Raw genomic sequence first — 14,295 nt, 5'->3', positions numbered from 1 at the left:
GATACCGGGGCGGGCTGCGTTGTGGCCTACTTGGCGATGACTGCCAGCACGTCGCGTGCCGACAGAATCAGGTACTCCTCGCCGGCGTACTTGATCTCGGTGCCGCCGTACTTGCTGTAGATGACGGTGTCACCTTCTTTGACGTCGACCGGGATCCGGTTGCCCTTTTCGGTGACACGGCCTTCGCCCACGGCGACGACGGTGCCCTCCTGGGGCTTCTCCTTGGCTGTGTCGGGGATGACCAGACCGGAGGCGGTCGTCGTCTCGGCCTCGTTGGCCTGGACGAGGATCTTGTCCTCGAGCGGCTTGATTTTCACGCTCGCCACGTTGAGCCCTCCAAAGTTATGGGGTACGCGTCCGGGGTCGGATCCCCGGACAGCTGTGTGTATGTACTTCTCGTGCGGTTCTGACAATCGCGGCCTGAGCTCGTTCCCGTCGTCGCGGGTGCCGGGACTTCACTCGGTGCCATCTAGCACTCTATACACGAGAGTGCCAGCACTCAAGGGCTGGGTTCGCCAGGTTCGCGACACCGCGGTCGCACGCGCGCACACGAGGGTGGTCGGGCACCGTCCCACCCGACGACGGCGACCCGGAAACGACGGGATTCGAGCCCGAAACGCCCAAGTTCCGCGTCGTTTCTCGCTGTTTTCCCGGCATCGGCAGATCCATCGAAAGTCCTGGTAAGCGGCAAGAAAGCTCTGTCGGGTAACCGACCGAGCGGCACATTACGCTCGCGTCGGAGCTCGAAGTAACGTTACGATAACGGAGCTGTCCGAACGATAACGATCGACAGCTGTGCCGCGACACGGCACACAGACCAGTCGATTCCGGGCGAATACACAGGGGCGGGAGGTGCAGCATGCGGATAGGAGTGGGTATATCCACCGGATCCGAGGTCGTGTGCGCAGCCCTCGTCACCATCGACACCGACGGCAGTCGCACGGTCGAGTACCGGACCGTCTCGGCCGATCGCCAGGCGAACACCGACATCGGTGATCTGGTCACCTCTGCCATCGAACTCATGGCCTCGCTGATCCCCGGGCACCGATCGCCCGACGCGATCGCTGTCACCTACCGCACCGAGGAGCACGCTGCGGGCATTCGCGCGGCGCTGGCACACACCACCCGCGATGTTCGCCTGGTACCCGAGTCAGCGGCCGCATTCGCGCACCTGGCGACCACCGGACTGGTCGATCGATACGACACGATCGCCCTCGTCGATCTCGGAGCCGCAGGTATGTCGGTCACGGTCACCGACCGATCCGCCGAGACGGTGCTCGCTCACGACCGGTCCGACGTCGTCGGCGGCGACGCACTCAACGCGCTCGTCAAGAACCTCGTGCAGGACATGACCCGAGACAACCTGCGGGACGACCTTCGCGACGACCGCGGCATCGGCTCTGCGCGGTACCGGTCGATCAAGGAACAGCTCTCCCGCAACGACGAGGTCCGCATCGAGCGCTACAGCGGGATCCCGCTGACCGTCACGCGGGGCGCATTCGACGCCGCCGCCACCCCGATGTTCGACGCCGCCGCCCGGTTCGTCCGCGAGGTGTTCGACCGAAGCACGCACGAACCCGAGGCCATAGTGCTGATCGGCGGCGGAGCGCAGATCCCCGTGCTTGCCACCACGCTCACCGGTAGCTTCCACGCCCCGGTGATTCGAATCGCCGAACCCGACGCCGTTCTGGCCGTCGGAGCTGCAGGTGTCGCCGCAACGGTCGTCGGGAGCAGCTTCCAACTCGTGACGGCGACGCGTACCACTGCGGGCCGAATGAGCCGATACTCCGGTGCGATCGCGGCCGCCGTCGTCGCAGGTGGACTCGTGCTCGCCTACGGAGTGCAGACGATGGCCCCGGCCGACGATCCGAGCGTCTCCCCCGCGGGAAGTGCCACCCGACCCGCCACCGAATCGACCGATGCAGGTAGGCCGATCGCCGAGGGGTACTCGCCCGACGAGGACTCGGCGACGACGGAGGGCGTACCCGGAGACCGACCCGATCCGAGGCAGACCACGATCGAGTCCACCGGATCGTCGACGCGTGTCACCACGACCGACGCACCCACCACAACGCCGACTCTGCGTCCGGCTCCCGACCTCCCACCGTTCGAGTGGCCTGTCGATCCCACGTCGAATCCGGTATCCCCCGAGGTCACTTCCGGAATCCCGATCGATCCGTCGACCCCGGTCACCACGATTCCGGTTCGGCCCTCCGAACCGGTGGAATCGTCGACACCGAGCGACACGACCGAGATCGTCCCCGGTCCGACCCCGGAGCCCACAGTCGAAGCGACTCCCGAGTCGACCCCCGTACCGACCGGATCCATCAGCGTGCCGACCACGGATGCGAGCGGTTCGGAGCAGACTCCGGAACTGACGGCACCACCGACGGTGTGGTCTCCGCCGGTATCGGCTCCCTCCAGCGAACCGCTGTCCGCGGCCGTTCCGTCGACATCACGTTCGTCCGATCCGACCGTCGCTGCCACCGAGGACGCTCAGCCGGGCACCTGACTGGTCGCGACCGAGAGGCCGGGATCGGTCACGGCGGTGAGCGCAGACGGCTGCGCACCGCCTGCGACGAGATGCGCTCCCAGTGCGGCGATCATGACACCGTTGTCGGTGCACAATCGGGGCTTCGGGATTCTCAGCGTCAAACCCTGGTCGGCACAACGACGTTCGATCAGCGAACGAATGCGGGAGTTGGCGGTGGCACCCCCGCCGAGGACGATCGTGTCGACGTCGACGTCGGTTGCGGCGCGAACGGCCTTCATCGTCAGGACATCGGCGACCGACTCCTGAAAGGACGCGGCGATGTCTGCGACCGGGATGGGGTCTCCGGCACGGTGCCTGGCCTCGACGAAACGAGCGACGGCGGTCTTGACCCCGGAGAACGAGAAGTCGTACCTGGCATCGCGCGGGCCGGTCATTCCTCGGGGAAACGCGATCGCTGTCGGATCGCCCTCGCGCGCAGCATCATCGAGGGCCGGACCACCCGGATAACCCAGTCCCAGGAGCCGCGCAACCTTGTCGAAGGCCTCCCCGGCTGCGTCGTCGACAGTGGTCCCGAGCTCGGCGATCGGCCGAGACAGATCATCGACGTGGAGTAGATGCGTGTGACCACCGGAGACCAACAGAGCCACGCACGACGGCATCGGGCCGTGTTCGAGCGTGTCGACCGCGACGTGGCCGCCGAGATGGTTGACCGCATAGAAGGGCACGCCCCAGGCCGCGGCGTACGCCTTGGCAGCGGCAACCCCGACCAGCAACGCCCCGGCCAAGCCCGGTCCGATCGTCACAGCGACGGCGTCGGGACGATCGATGTCTGCGGCCGCCAGAGCTCGCCGCATGGTCGGCACGATGGCTTCGAGATGTGCGCGCGACGCCACCTCGGGCACCACTCCGCCGTACCGCGCGTGTTCGTCGACGCTGGAGGCCACCTCGTCTGCCATCAGCTCGCACGTCCCTGCCGCATCCCACCGGACGATCCCGACTCCTGTTTCGTCGCAGGAACTTTCGATACCCATCACGATCATCGGGCTGATCCTTCTGTCTTCTCGGGCCGACGCATGGTGAAGGCATCGGCTCCGCTCGGCTGGTAGTACCGTGCTCTGGTGCCGACGATCTCGAACCCGTCGCGTCGGTACAACTCGATCGCGGGCTCGTTGTCGGTGCGGACCTCCAGAAAGACCGGTCCACCGTGCTCGTCGGCCACGCGAAGCAATTCGTCGAGCAGTCGCCCGCCGATCCCTCTGCGATGATGCGCCGGATCGACACCGATCGTGTGCACCTCGGACTCACCGACGACGAAGGCACCGCGGGTCGGCTGCCCCAACAGGGAGATGCCTGCGTAACCGACGACCTCGCCGTTCTCCCGCGCCGTGACGTAATGATTGTGTGGTGCCGCCAGTTCCGCGACGAACGCGTCCTCGGCCCACGGGTCGTCACCCGGGAACAGCACGGTCTCGAGATATGCGCACCGAGCAGCGTCTGCCACCGTCATCGGCTCGATCGATACCGTCACTTCACAGCCTTCGCTGCGGCGCGCTCGTCGAGCGTCTTGGCGTCGGGGCGGCGCAGGTACAACGGAACGAGCGGACCCGGGTCGATACCGCTGCCGATATCGGCGACGGCGACCGCGACCAACCCGGCCGGAGACGGTGCCTGGACATCGCGAATCGGAAGCGCGAATACCGCAGCGTGCGGTGCCGACCCGGCGACCGCGTCGATTCCGACGGGATCGAGTTCGGCCGGGGCGACAACGTCGGGTCCCGCCACCCGCGTTCCCGCTTCGTAACGCGCCCAGTAGATTTCGCGTCGCCGCGCATCGGTCACCACCAACAGGGACCCGGGTTCGGAGACATCTGCGGCGATGGCGTCGAGACTGCAGACTCCGTACACCGGCACACCGAGTGCGTCACCGAACGCGGCAGCCGTGGCCATGCCCACTCGCAACCCGGTGTACGGGCCGGGACCGACGCCGACGACGACGGCTCCCAACTCGGCCGCGGTGATTCCCGCCTCGGCGAGGCACTCAAGAATGTTGGGCGTCAGAATTTCTGCATGCGATCGCGCGTCCACCCGAACCCGCGTGGCGAGGGTCGTGACAACCGCACCGGCGTCGGCGGGCTCGGTCAGGTCCACCACACCTGCGGTGACGGCGGGAGTCGAGGTGTCGACGGCAAGTACAAGCACGATATTTCAGATTACCCGTCACCAGGCATACGGTCGCGCACCCGGTACCCGGTCAGCGTCGTTCTCGCGGGACCGCCCCGCTGTCCACCCGACTCACCGTCACGCGTCGAACATCGGAGTCCGGGTCACGCGTCAGACGAACCGACACATGGCCGTCCGTCAACTTCTCGACCAATCCCTCACCCCACTCGACCACGACCACCGCGTCGGTGAGATCGGTATCGAGGTCGAGAGCATCGAGTTCGTCGACCGCCGACTGTCCGGTCATCCCGAGCCGATAGGCATCGACGTGCACCAGCGCAACCGGCGGTAGACCATGGGGCCGCGCCCCGGGGCGGTGCTCGCGGGCGATGACGAACGTCGGCGAGGTGACGCGGCCCTGCACCCCGAGTCCGGCGGCTATGCCCTGGGTCATGGCGGTCTTTCCGGCCCCCAGCGGGCCGTCGAGAATCACCAGATCGCCGGCGACCAGAAGGTGTGCAAGCCTCGCGCCGAACTCGGCAGTGTCTGCGGCAGTGGCCAATTCGGCCGTCGCAGGCAGGTGCAGAGGGTCGTCAGACAACGCCCCACCGCCGCTTCTTGCCCGCGGCCTCCGTTGCCCGGGCCACGAGCCGCGTGATCGCGCCGTTGACCTGTTCCGGGAATTCGAGTTGCACCAGGTGGCCACCCTGACGGACCCGCACCATCTCCGAACGCGGCAGTGCCTGCGCCAGGGCCTCCGAGCTGGCGAACGGAATGATCCAGTCCTCGTCGCCACACACCACCGACACCGGGATGTTCTCGAATTCCAGCAGCGCCTCGGACTCGTCGTGCAACTCGAGCGTCTCGAGGAAATTGACGATCGTGACGACGGACGTGTCGTCGATCATCGACTGGGAGAACGCCACCAGTCGCGGGGAGACTCTGGTGCCGTAGGACGCCGCGCGCAGGATCGGGGAGATCAGCGCACGCACAGCGCCGCGCCCGAACTGCACCAGACCGGGCGACGTCCGTACGGCGAGTCGGAACGCGTCGACCGCCGGATTCTGCAGACTACGACCCACCCCGGACTGCGCAAGACCAGCGGCGGTCGTGGAGATCAGCACCGCGCCGATGACTCTCTGGCGCAGCACGTCCGAGCGCTGCCGGGCCATGGACAGGATCGACATGCCGCCCATCGAGTGCCCGACCAGAACGATGCGTCCCCTGGGGACCACCGAGCGAATCACTGCGTCCAGATCGAGGCCGAGCTGACCGATGGTGCAAGTGTCCGGGCTCGGTACTCCCGAACGCCCGTGACCGCGCTGATCGTAGAAGACCATGCGTACCGTCGAACCCCACTGCTGTTCGAGCGCACGACGCTGAAAATGCCACGACGACGTGCGCAGGCAGTAGCCGTGAACGAACACGACGGTCGTCTCGGCGTCGGACGGGCCCACTTCGCGCACTGCGAGCGGCACGCCGTCGTCCGCGGTGACGATACTGCCGCGATCGGCATCCATCAGGTCGAGATTTTCGGTGGCCAGCGGATCCTTGTTGGACCGGAACGCCGTCTCGCGCACCACAATCGCAATACTCTCCAGCAATCCGAGCATGATCTAGATCGTCGCCTCCCCTGCGAGAGCGCCGACGAACCGTCGTCGGACGCGTCCACGAACGCCGGTGACGACTTCGTAGCTGATGGTCTCGAGCGCATCCGCCCAATCCTGAGCGTGCGCCTCTCCCCTGTCCCCTGGCCCGAAGAGTAGCGCGTCGTCGCCGACTGCGACACCCGAGTGATCGCCGCCGAGGTCGACGACGAATTGATCCATGCACACTCGACCCACCGAGGGATAGCGACGACCTGCGATGGTCACTTCGAACCGCCCGCTGAGCCGGCGGACGACGCCGTCGGCATATCCGAGAGCGACGAGTGCGACCACCGTGTCGGCGGGAGCGGTCCAGGTGTAGCCGTAGGACACCGATTCACCTTCGCTCACCTTCTTGATGTTCGCCACCTGCGCCGACAACGTCATGACCGGGCGCAACCCGAAAGTTCCCAGCTCGGGCACCGGCGACAAGCCGTACAGAGCAATACCCGGGCGGACCATGTCGAAACCGAGGTCGGGCCTGGTCAGCGTGGCGGCCGAGTTGGACAGGTGCACGACGGCGGGAGGCGTTCCCCGTCGAGTGGCGCGCCGCACCGCGTCGCGCAGCCGCTCGGCCTGGGCGTCGTTGGCGGGGTGAGCCGGTTCGTCGGAGCAGGCCAGGTGCGAGAACATCCCGGTCAACTGCACGGCGCCGTCGGCCACTGCTGCCGCAGTAGCGTCGAGGACGGCATCGAGATCCGATTCCGCGACCCCGTTGCGGTTGAGCCCGGTATCGATCTTGAGCGAGAGATCCGCTGTACGCCCGAGTCGGCGGGCCGCTTCGACCACGGCGTCCAGCTGGGCAAGCGTGGAGACCCCGATTCCCACGTGCGCGTCGATGGCAGCTGCGAAATCCGAATCCGTTCGGTGCAACCACGCCAGCACCGGAACGGTGATACCCGCGGCGCGGAGTTCGAGGGCCTCGCCGATGGTGGTGACGCCGAGCTCCTGTGCACCTGCTGCGATTGCGGCGTGTGCGACTTCGACGGCACCGTGGTTGTATCCGTCGGCCTTGAGGACAGCCATCACCGCGGCGTCCCCGGCGAACTGCTGCATCACGTGAACGTTGTGCGCCACTGCGTCGAGGTCGACGGACGCCACGGCACCCGAACCCGTCCGAGGATCGGTCCTCTCGTCGCCGCAGCCGATAGTCACAACATTCGATAGTGCCATCCGCGCCGCCGATACGACGGATCAGGGCACCACAACTCCTGACACATCGAGCATCGGACGTGGGGCACGCACGACCGCAATCAGACTGTGAGCGAGCGCACGGTTCGGATGGCGTCCGAGATGGACTCGCACAGCGGGCTCGCAGAAATGGGTGCCGCAAACTCTCCGTCCGAACCGTGAGCCGCACGGGCCGCGGCCAGTGCGTGGACCTTCGCTCCGCACGCAGCCGCAGTGGACGGTGCCATTCCCGACGCGAGCAGGGCTCCGAGGATGCCGGAGAGTACGTCGCCGGAGCCGGCGGTCGATGCAGCCGATCCCTCGGCGTCGCTGATGTACGTCGTCCCATCTGCGTCGGCGACGATCGTCGCTCGTCCCTTGAGGAGAACGGTGACGCCCCAGCGCGCAGCAAGATCTCGAACCGATCCCACTCGGTCGGGTGCAGGGTCGGCTCCCGTCAGGCGGGCGAATTCTCCGGCATGCGGGGTCAGCAGCGTCGGTGCGGCGCGTCCGGCGATCCAGCGTTCGTTGTGCGCGAGAACCGTGAGCGCATCCGCGTCGACGACGACCGGCAGGTCCGTTTCCAGAACTCGGCGCACGATGTCCGCCGACTCCTCGTCGGTGCCGAAACCGGGACCGACCACCCACGCCTGCACCTTTCCCGCCGCGTCGAGATCCGGGGCGGCAACGACCTCTGGATAGTGCGACACGACCTCTGCGCCTGCGCTTCCCACGTAGCGGACCATTCCGGAGGTGGCCGCGACCGCTGCGCCCACACAGAGCAGTGCAGCACCGGGGAACGTGGAGCTGCCGGCCAGGACACCCACCACGCCCTGCGAGTACTTGTCGTCCGACGCCGTAGGAATCGGCCACACCCGTCCCACCTCGGCCGGCTCGAACGACTCCATCGCCGGTGTGGGCAGGTCCAGACCGATGTCCACGAGTTCGATTCGGCCACAACGAGGTACGGCCAGCACGTGAACAGGCTTGCGGGCGCCGAACGTCACGGTCACCTCGGCCGTCACGGCCGGCCCGGGTGCGGCGCCGGTCTCCGCGTCGACCCCACTGGGAACATCCACTGCCACGATCGGTGCGGTGATCCGCTCGACCACGGCAGCAGCATCGGGCCGCAGCGAGCCCTTGCCGGAAATACCGACGATGGCGTCGATCACGATGTCGGCAGGCCCGCAGTGGGTGACCACTCGTCCGCCCGACGATCGCAGGGCCGCGAGACCTTCGGCATGCACCCGCGTCGAGTCGAGCAGGAGAGCGGACACCGAGACCCCGCGCCGACGCAGATACGCCCCGGCCCACAGACCGTCGCCACCGTTGTCGCCCGTGCCCACCAGAATCGTCACGCGCCGCCCGGCGACACCTCCGGTACGCGCCGCCAACTCCCCTGCCACAACGGTGGCCAGGCCGTACGCGGCGCGTCGCATCAAGGTGCCGTCAGGCAGGGAATCCAGCAGCGGCGCTTCGGCATTGCGAATCTGCTCGGGTGTGTAGTAGCCGCGCATGCGAGGCCTATTCGACGGTGACGGACTTGGCCAGGTTGCGCGGCTTGTCCACGTCGTACCCCCGCGCCTGAGCGACCTCGGCGGCGAACACCTGAAGTGGGATCGTCGACAACAGCGGCTGCAGCAGCGTCGACGCGGCCGGGATCTCGATCAGGTTGTCCGCGAACGGACGCACCGCCTCGTCACCCTCTTCGGCGATCACGACCGTCCGCGCACCACGCGCCTGGATCTCGCGAATGTTGCTCAGCATCTTCGAGTGCAACACCGCCCGACCCTTCGGCGACGGCATCACGATGATCACCGGTACACCGTCCTCGATGAGCGCGATCGGACCGTGCTTGAGCTCGCCCGCCGCAAAGCCCTCGGCATGCATGTACGCCAATTCCTTGAGCTTGAGCGCGCCTTCGAGAGCGACCGGGTATCCGACGTGTCGGCCGAGGAACAGAATGGTCGTGGCCGTCGAGAGCTCGCGCGCGAGCGCCCGAACGGGCTCGACCGTCTCGAGCACCCGCTGCACCAACTCGGGCATCGCTTCGAGTTCGGCGAATTCACGCGCAACCTCGTCGGGATACTTGGTGCCGCGAGCCTGCGCCAACGCCAACCCGACCAGATAGTTCGCGGTCACCTGGGCGAGAAAGGCCTTGGTCGACGCGACGCCGATCTCCGGACCGGCCCGGGTGTAGAGAACGGCATCGGCCTCGCGAGGAATCTGCGAGCCATTGGTGTTGCACACCGCCAGAACACGCGCCTTCTGGTCCTTGGCGTGCCGCACTGCTTCGAGAGTGTCGGCAGTCTCCCCCGACTGCGAGATGGCGACGACCAGGGTCGATCGATCCAGGACCGGGTCTCGGTAGCGGAATTCACTGGCCAGTTCCACCTCGACCGGGAGCCGGGTCCAGTGCTCGATCGCGTACTTGGCCAGCAGACCCGAGTGGTACGCACTGCCGCAGGCCACGACGAACACCTTGTCGACGTCGCGCAGCTCCTGATCCGACAGCCGCTGCTCGTCGAGCACGATTCGACCGTTGTCGAAGTGGCCGAGCAACGTATCCGCCACCGCGGCCGGCTGCTCCTGGATCTCCTTGAGCATGAAGTAGTCGTGGCCGCCCTTCTCGGCGGCTGCGAGATCCCAGTCGATTCGGAACGGACGCCCGTGCGCCTCGTTGCCCTCGAAATCGCTGATGGCATAGCCGTCCGCGGTGATGACGACCACCTGATCCTGGCCGAGTTCGACGGCGTCACGCGTGTGCTCGATGAACGCGGCGACATCGGATCCGAGAAACATCTCGCCGTCGCCGACACCGAGAACCAGAGGCGTGGAGCGACGAGCCGCAACGATCGTGTCCGCGTGATCGGAGTGGGTGAACACGAGGGTGAACGCACCCTCTAGACGACGTAGGACTGCTTTCGCGCTGGCCACGAAGTCGCCCGCAGTCGGGCCTTCGGCGTAGGCACGCGAGACGAGATGGACGGCCACCTCGGTGTCGGTGTCGGACAGGAACTCGGTGCCCACGGATTCGAGCTCGGCGCGCAACGGACCGAAGTTCTCGATGATTCCGTTGTGGACCACCGCGACGGTGCCGGACGCGTCTCGATGCGGGTGGGCGTTGCGGTCGGTGGGACGGCCGTGCGTCGCCCATCGAGTGTGACCCATCCCGGTGGTGCCGACGAACGTGTCGGTACCGATGTCGTCCAGTTCGGCTTCGAGATTGGCCAGGCGCCCCGCCTTGCGCTCGACCGCGGTCGCACCCGCACCGTCGAGGATGGCGATTCCCGCAGAGTCGTAACCCCGATATTCCATACGCCGAAGCGCTTCGACCACCACACCCAGAGCTGGGCGGTGGCCGACGTAACCCACGATTCCGCACATGGTCAATCAGGGTACTCGGCACGGCGCGCACGACCCATTCGCTCGGGTCGACGTGTCCGCGTGCCCCTGACGCGCCGTCGTTCGGTAGCGTCATCTCTCGTGGCGAAACCGAAGAAGCTGGCATCTGCTCTCTCCAAGCGCGGCCCGCACAAGGTGCTCCGAGGCGACTTGGCCCTCGCTGGGCAGCCCGGTGTCGTCTACACACCCGCCGAAGGCTTCGGCCTGCCCGGTGTTGCCTTCGCACACGGCTGGATGCTGCGGCCCAGCCACTACACCGACACACTGAAGCACCTGGCGTCCTGGGGCATCGTGGTTGCGGCACCGGACACCGAGCGGGGGCTCGTACCGTCGCATCGCGGACTGGCCACCGACCTGGGCACTGTGCTCGACATCATGACCGGCGTGCGTCTGGGCCCCGGCAACATCAGCGTGCATCCGGACAAGCTCGCCGCCGCAGGACACGCGATGGGGGCAGGCACAGCCGTTCTCGCTGCCTCCAGGCGATCCGACATCAAGGCAGTGGCCGCTCTTTTTCCGGCACCGACGGCACCCGCGTCGGAAGAGGCTGCCGCAACCCTGAAGGTGCCGGGACTCGTCGTCGGAGACAACTCGAACGCCGATTCACTCACCGACAACTCGCTCGCGCTCGCGCAGGCCTGGCACGGGCCGTCCATCCTGCGCCGAGTCGACGGCTCGACGGCGGACGGATTCGTCGAAGGCCGCCGAATCCTCGGCGCGCTCGGCATCAACAAGCCCGATCGCAAGACCCAACAGCGCACCCGCGCCGTCCTCACCGCCTTTCTGCTGTTCCATCTGACCGGTGACTCCGACTACGAGGAACTGGCCGGAACAGCGGGCGAGATCGATGGCACCAGGGCAGTCGATCCGCATGCCCCGCTCGATGCCCAGCCCAAGCCCAAGGCCTCCGCGTCGATCAAGGCTCTGCTCGGACGGGGCTAGTCCGGATCGACAGTCAGACCAGCCAGGTCCGCGGCTGCTCGGCGGGTTCGGTCTCGACATGCGGAGTGGGCTCTCTCCTATCCAGATGAGCCGGTTGCAGCACCGAACCCGACGCCGGCTCGCGGTCGGAGTCCGACCCGCTCACGTCCGGTGACCGTCGTCCGCTGCGCCCGTCGGTAGGAGTTTGAGCCCGGCTCAGAGCCTCGGACGCGCGCGCCATGGCGGCCCGATGCTCGTCGCGTATTCGATGCAACTCCGCGCGCCACCCGTTGTCGGACTTCACAGCTCCCCTGCTTCACTGAGGCCCGCACCGGTAGCGGCGTCGGCGGGTTGCGCATCGGCGGGTTGAGCATCGGTGACCGGGCGATCGGCAGTGACCGGAAGCTGCGCGTCGGGCTGGTCCGTGTCGGGTGACTCGGGTGGACACTGCGCAGAGGCATCCGACGCGGAGCCGGGCGGCACCACAGGTTCCGCAGAAGGTACCGGTTCTGTAGCCGGCGCAGGTTCTGTAGTGGATACAGGAGGTTGTGCAGCAGGCACAGGTTCGGACGGTTTCGGTGCAGCCACGGCCGGTGTGTCCATCGGGTCGGCACTATCGGGAACTTCGACTATCTCGGGTAGGCCGAACGGTCCGACTCGGAGCTCGAACGAGCGAGTTCCGACTCCGGGAGTCTCGAGTTCGAGAGATACGACACCGTTGTGTTCGAGCGCAATGCGGGCGCGATGCCCATCGAGTTCGGCCTCGAGATGGCCACGCTCGTCGGTGGCCGCGGGCGACGAATGCCCGGGCACCGACTGCGACAGCTGGTCGTCCACTCCTGCCGGCACGGCCGATCCGCCCTCCGGAGACGAGTTCGAGTCCTGGTCCTTCGCCTCGTCGCCACCGACCGCGCTGTCGATCGCAGAATTGCTGTCGACTGCGGGATCGCTGGAGTCGTCTGTGTCGTGGCCGTCCTGGGTACCGTCGATCGTGTCGCTCAGTGCATTCTCGACCCGGTCGACGATGGCGGCAACCACCCGGTCCACGAGCCCGTCCATTGGATCTCTCGGCGTGTCACCGACGCGATCGGCGGCGACACGCGATTCGGCCGGATCCATGCTCTCGGCTCCGACGAGAGCGGTGCCGCCGACATCCGAGACCGACGCCGGCCCGACGGCTGCAGGTGCCGGTGCTGGGCCTGGACCGGCCGAAGCCGGGCCCACGGGAGAGCAGTCGGGCCCCTGCCGCTGCGCTGCCGGGCCGGGCGCAAGTGCCCAACCACGCTCGTCGAGATCGCCGAACGATGGCTCGTGAATACCGGCCAGAATATCCACCACCAACTTCAGACAGCCTCTGACTGCAGTGTCGGTGGCCGTGCATGCCCCGACGATGGCGTCGTACGTGCCCTGAACCCGCGGTACGAACTCGTTCTCGATCCAATCTCGACACACCTGGCCGACCTCGGCGGCGAACTCGTCGGACACATCGGCGCTGCGCGCTCGATCGGTGAGATCCGGGAAAGCGGACGCCAACCGCGGGAACACCGTCGCCCTGTCGACCGGGAGGCATTCGAGCCCCGACGCAGCCAAGATGGCATCGATCTGGTCGGCATCCTTGCCGTCCACATTGTCGACCGGAAGTCCTCCGACGAGCTCTGCCTTGTCGGTCACGGCATCGCGGAGAACGTCGACGGCCGCACACATCGTCTGATGCGAATCCTCGATCGATCGAGCGAACGCGTCAGCCTCCTCCTGTTCGGCCGAAAGATACGTCTGCACAGCCTCACCTGCCTCGCCGTGCCACCTCAGTTGCAGAACCCGCCGCAGCTGAACCTGCTCCACGAGTTGCTCGCCGAGCACTGCAGACAGTGCCCCGACGGCGTCGGCATCGTGACCGAGCGCACCCAAGTTCAGCCCGCGCTGTTCGTCGTATCCGGCACACACGTCGACGTACGGCGGGAATTCGACGCCGGGAACGCGGCAGGCCAGAGGCAGAAACCGCTCGAAATACAGCAGGCCGTGCGCGTTCGTGTCGAGAATGTCGTCGACCGATTCCGCACCGCCGGGTTCGGCCGGGGGAGGCGTCACCGGTCCGACTCGATCACGAACGCGGCGGCGTCGTCCTGTCGGTCGTACTCGTTCATCGACGTCGTGAGGGCACTGGAGATGTCGTCGACCGAGGACTTCCATGCCCCGACGGCACGGCCGAGCCCGGCGTGGGCCTGGATGTACAGCGCGCCCAGGTCACCGTAGTTCCGTCCCGCCCCGGCCGGACCGAACCCTGCATCGGCAACGGAAGCGGCAGCTGCGCAGAGGGCGTCGGCCGACACCACAAGTGCATCTGCAACTCCGCGGACGCGATCCACGTCCACCCAGACTCCGCCGCTCATACGTCCCCGTTCCCCCTCGAAGTGCCCCTTTCTCACTATGACGTGCGCCGACTCACATCGGTTCCCCTGGGAGCGGTAACGTCCCGATGTGAAATGTCAGTAACAGGTA

14 protein-coding genes are annotated in these 14,295 nt (G+C 67.0%); 2 read left to right on the top strand and 12 right to left on the bottom strand.

Features of this window, described 5'->3' with window-relative positions:
• Positions 1-26 precede the first annotated feature (26 nt).
• Positions 27-326 (bottom strand): co-chaperone GroES, encoded by a 300-nt coding sequence (gene groES / locus MTX35_RS09780; RefSeq protein WP_008718149.1) that lies wholly within the window; start codon positions 324-326, stop codon positions 27-29.
• 533 nt (positions 327-859) lie between these two features.
• Between groES and MTX35_RS09775 the strand changes: the two genes are divergently transcribed.
• The gene (locus MTX35_RS09775; protein ID WP_243594770.1) at positions 860-2,512 is read left to right on the top strand and encodes an Hsp70 family protein; all 1,653 of its coding nucleotides are present in this window, start codon (positions 860-862) and stop codon (positions 2,510-2,512) included.
• Here MTX35_RS09775 and tsaD read toward each other — a convergent pair.
• From tsaD to glmS, 8 genes are all read right to left on the bottom strand, one after another.
• The gene (gene tsaD, locus MTX35_RS09770; RefSeq protein ID WP_243594769.1) at positions 2,497-3,534 is read right to left on the bottom strand and encodes a tRNA (adenosine(37)-N6)-threonylcarbamoyltransferase complex transferase subunit TsaD; all 1,038 of its coding nucleotides are present in this window, start codon (positions 3,532-3,534) and stop codon (positions 2,497-2,499) included. The genes MTX35_RS09775 and tsaD overlap by 16 nt on opposite strands.
• The gene (gene rimI, locus MTX35_RS09765) at positions 3,531-4,022 is read right to left on the bottom strand and encodes a ribosomal protein S18-alanine N-acetyltransferase (protein ID WP_243594768.1); all 492 of its coding nucleotides are present in this window, start codon (positions 4,020-4,022) and stop codon (positions 3,531-3,533) included. The genes tsaD and rimI overlap by 4 nt, the downstream gene beginning before the upstream one ends.
• Positions 4,019-4,693 carry a tRNA (adenosine(37)-N6)-threonylcarbamoyltransferase complex dimerization subunit type 1 TsaB gene (gene tsaB / locus MTX35_RS09760; RefSeq protein ID WP_243594767.1) on the bottom strand — a complete coding sequence of 225 codons (675 nt, stop codon included), beginning with the start codon at positions 4,691-4,693 and terminating at the stop codon, positions 4,019-4,021. The genes rimI and tsaB overlap by 4 nt, the downstream gene beginning before the upstream one ends.
• 52 nt (positions 4,694-4,745) lie before the next feature.
• A complete protein-coding gene (gene tsaE, locus MTX35_RS09755) occupies positions 4,746-5,255 on the bottom strand; it encodes a tRNA (adenosine(37)-N6)-threonylcarbamoyltransferase complex ATPase subunit type 1 TsaE (RefSeq protein WP_374230268.1) in 510 nt (169 codons plus the stop codon).
• A complete protein-coding gene (locus MTX35_RS09750) occupies positions 5,248-6,267 on the bottom strand; it encodes an alpha/beta fold hydrolase (protein ID WP_243594766.1) in 1,020 nt (339 codons plus the stop codon). Before MTX35_RS09750 ends, tsaE begins: the two co-directional genes overlap by 8 nt.
• 3 nt (positions 6,268-6,270) lie before the next feature.
• Positions 6,271-7,473 (bottom strand): alanine racemase, encoded by a 1,203-nt coding sequence (alr, locus tag MTX35_RS09745; RefSeq protein ID WP_374230267.1) that lies wholly within the window; start codon positions 7,471-7,473, stop codon positions 6,271-6,273.
• Between the two features lie 80 nt (positions 7,474-7,553).
• Positions 7,554-8,987 carry an NAD(P)H-hydrate dehydratase gene (locus MTX35_RS09740; protein WP_243594765.1) on the bottom strand — a complete coding sequence of 478 codons (1,434 nt, stop codon included), beginning with the start codon at positions 8,985-8,987 and terminating at the stop codon, positions 7,554-7,556.
• Positions 8,988-8,994: 7 nt separating this feature from the next.
• Positions 8,995-10,857, bottom strand: coding sequence for a glutamine--fructose-6-phosphate transaminase (isomerizing) (gene glmS / locus MTX35_RS09735; RefSeq protein ID WP_243594764.1), 1,863 nt, complete (start codon positions 10,855-10,857; stop codon positions 8,995-8,997).
• A gap of 99 nt (positions 10,858-10,956) precedes the next feature.
• Between glmS and MTX35_RS09730 the strand changes: the two genes are divergently transcribed.
• The gene (locus MTX35_RS09730) at positions 10,957-11,817 is read left to right on the top strand and encodes a hypothetical protein (RefSeq protein WP_243594763.1); all 861 of its coding nucleotides are present in this window, start codon (positions 10,957-10,959) and stop codon (positions 11,815-11,817) included.
• A gap of 13 nt (positions 11,818-11,830) precedes the next feature.
• Here MTX35_RS09730 and MTX35_RS09725 read toward each other — a convergent pair whose 3' ends face one another.
• From MTX35_RS09725 to MTX35_RS09715, 3 genes are read right to left on the bottom strand one after another with little or no spacing between them, the layout of a single operon-like run.
• Positions 11,831-12,100, bottom strand: a complete 270-nt coding sequence (locus MTX35_RS09725; protein ID WP_243594762.1) for a hypothetical protein — start codon at positions 12,098-12,100, stop codon at positions 11,831-11,833.
• Positions 12,097-13,884, bottom strand: coding sequence for a hypothetical protein (locus MTX35_RS09720; protein ID WP_243594761.1), 1,788 nt, complete (start codon positions 13,882-13,884; stop codon positions 12,097-12,099). Before MTX35_RS09720 ends, MTX35_RS09725 begins: the two co-directional genes overlap by 4 nt.
• On the bottom strand, positions 13,881-14,186 hold the full coding sequence (locus MTX35_RS09715; protein ID WP_243594760.1) for a hypothetical protein: 306 nt from the start codon (positions 14,184-14,186) through the stop codon (positions 13,881-13,883). Before MTX35_RS09715 ends, MTX35_RS09720 begins: the two co-directional genes overlap by 4 nt.
• Positions 14,187-14,295: the final 109 nt, after the last annotated feature.

The organism is Rhodococcus sp. ARC_M12, assembly GCF_022810385.1.
In the GTDB taxonomy this organism is placed as follows: Bacteria; Actinomycetota; Actinomycetes; order Mycobacteriales; family Mycobacteriaceae; genus Rhodococcoides; species Rhodococcoides navarretei.
Note: the sequence above shows the minus strand (reverse complement) of the source record. Positions and strands in the feature narration are given on the sequence as shown.

Bases quoted from the DNA above. Each gene is read 5' to 3' on its own strand.
- MTX35_RS09750 (WP_243594766.1), bottom strand. From the start codon at position 6,267: ATGCTCGGATTGCTGGAGAGTATTGCGATTGTGGTGCGCGAGACGGCG.
- MTX35_RS09715 (WP_243594760.1), bottom strand. From the start codon at position 14,186: ATGAGCGGCGGAGTCTGGGTGGACGTGGATCGCGTCCGCGGAGTTGCA.
- tsaD (WP_243594769.1), bottom strand. From the start codon at position 3,534: ATGATCGTGATGGGTATCGAAAGTTCCTGCGACGAAACAGGAGTCGGG.
- MTX35_RS09775 (WP_243594770.1), top strand. From the start codon at position 860: ATGCGGATAGGAGTGGGTATATCCACCGGATCCGAGGTCGTGTGCGCA.
- alr (WP_374230267.1), bottom strand. From the start codon at position 7,473: ATGGCACTATCGAATGTTGTGACTATCGGCTGCGGCGACGAGAGGACC.
- glmS (WP_243594764.1), bottom strand. From the start codon at position 10,857: ATGTGCGGAATCGTGGGTTACGTCGGCCACCGCCCAGCTCTGGGTGTG.
- MTX35_RS09740 (WP_243594765.1), bottom strand. From the start codon at position 8,987: ATGCGCGGCTACTACACACCCGAGCAGATTCGCAATGCCGAAGCGCCG.